A 2134-nucleotide genomic window follows, 5' to 3' on the forward strand; every position below is an offset into this window, starting at 1 on the left:
TGTGATCGAGGCGTTGTCGCCGCAGCGGCTGGCGGGTGTGTTGGGGGCGAAGGCGGAGGCTGCCTGGCATCTGCACGAGCTGACCTCCGACAAGGAACTCGACGCCTTCGTGCTCTTCTCCTCCGTCATCGGCGTCTGGGGCAACGGCGGTCAGGCCGCCTATGCCGCCGCGAACGCCTCGCTGGACGCGCTGGCCCAGCACCGGCACGCCCGCGGGCTGCCCGCGCTGTCCCTGGCCTGGGGCACGTGGAGCGGCGGCGGCATGGTCGGGGACGACACGGACGAGCGGATGCGGCGACGCGGACTGATCGCCATGGCACCCGAGGCCGCGATCGAGGCCCTCGCGCGGGCGACGGGCCCCGACCGTCCGTTCCTCGCCGTTGCCGACGTGGACTGGGAGCGGTTCGTCGAGGCGTACGCGCCGACGCGATCGACCCGGCTGTTCGACGGCGTGCCGGAGGCACTGCGAGCCGGTACGACGGCGGCAGCCGACGATCTCGCGGGCACCGGCTCCGCCGACGGCGCCGTGCCGCCCGCTACGGCGCTGGCGCAGCGGCTCTCGGGGCTCGCTCCCGGCGAGCAGGAGCGCACCCTGACCGAGCTGGTCCGCACCCACGCGGCCGTGGTCCTCGGTCACACCGACACGGACGCGGTCGCGGTCGGGCGCGCCTTCAAGGAACTCGGCTTCGACTCGATGCGGGTCATGGAGCTGCGCAACCGGCTCAACGCCGCCACCGGGCTGCGACTGGCCACCGGTGCGGTGTTCGACCACCCCACGATCACGCGCCTGGCCCGGCACCTGCACGCCGAACTCCTCGGGACGCAGGACCAGCCGGAGCCCGCCAAGGCCTTGGCCGCGACCCGCGAGAGCACACCCGCGGCCGGTGCCGGCCACAGCGAGGAACCGATCGCGATCGTCGCGATGGGCTGCCGGCTGCCCGGCGACGTACAGACTCCCGAGGAGCTGTGGCAGCTCCTCGTGCGCGGTCAGGACGCCGTCTCCGAGTTCCCCACCGACCGTGGCTGGGACATCGAGGGACTGTACGACCCGGACCCGGGCCGGCCCGGCAGGACGTACGCCCGCGAGGGCGGATTCCTCTACGACGCCGCCGAGTTCGACGCCGGCTTCTTCGGGATCTCCCCACGCGAGGCACTCGCCATGGACCCCCAGCAGCGGCTGCTGCTGCAGACGTCCTGGGAGACCATCGAGCGGGCCGGCATCGACCCGACCTCCCTCAAGGGCACCGCGACCGGCGTCTTCGCCGGAATGACCTACCAGGACTACGGTGCCCGCCTGCACGAGGCCCCGGAAAGCGTCGAGGGCTATCTCCTGACGGGCAAGTCCTCCAGCGTGATCTCCGGCCGTATCGCCTACACCCTCGGCCTGGAGGGCCCGGCGGTGACGGTGGACACGGCGTGTTCGTCGTCCCTCGTCGCCCTGCATCTGGCGGTCCAGGCCCTGCGGGCCGGCGAGTGCGGACTCGCCCTGGCAGGCGGCGTGACCGTGATGCCCACTCCTGGCCTGTTCATCGAGTTCAGCCGACAGCGCGGACTGGCCCCGGACGGCCGCTCCAAGGCGTTCTCCGACGCCGCCGACGGCACCTCGTGGGCCGAGGGCGTCGGGATGCTGTTGCTGGAGCGGTTGTCGGACGCGCGGCGCAACGGCCACAAGGTGCTGGCGGTCGTGCGTGGCTCGGCCGTGAACCAGGACGGCGCCAGCAACGGTCTGACCGCCCCCAACGGGCTGTCCCAGCAGCGGGTGATCCGTGCGGCGCTGGCGAACGCCGGGGTGTCGGCCGGTGACGTGGACGCGGTCGAGGCCCATGGCACCGGTACGGCCCTCGGTGACCCGATCGAGGCAGAGGCGCTCATCGCGACCTACGGCCAGGACCGCGAACAGCCCCTATGGCTCGGTTCGTTGAAGTCCAACGTCGGACACACGCAGGCTGCCGCCGGTGTCGCCGGCGTCATCAAGATGGTCGAGGCGATGCGGCATGGTGTGTTGCCGCGGACGCTGCATGTGGGTGTGCCGTCGTCGAAGGTGGACTGGTCGGCGGGCTCGGTCGAGTTGTTGACGGAGGCGCGGGAGTGGCCGGGGACGGGGGAGCGTCCGCGTCGGGCGGGTGTGTCGTCT

The 2134-nt window shown here is 72.4% G+C and carries 1 protein-coding gene; it reads left to right on the forward strand.

The window, feature by feature from the left end:
* Positions 1–2134: beta-ketoacyl synthase N-terminal-like domain-containing protein (locus tag ABZ919_RS41440; RefSeq protein ID WP_361259489.1), on the forward strand; the 2134-nt coding region annotated here is incomplete at both ends.

It is taken from the genome of Streptomyces sp. NPDC046759, from assembly GCF_040645475.1.
In the GTDB taxonomy this organism is placed as follows: domain Bacteria; phylum Actinomycetota; class Actinomycetes; order Streptomycetales; family Streptomycetaceae; genus Streptomyces.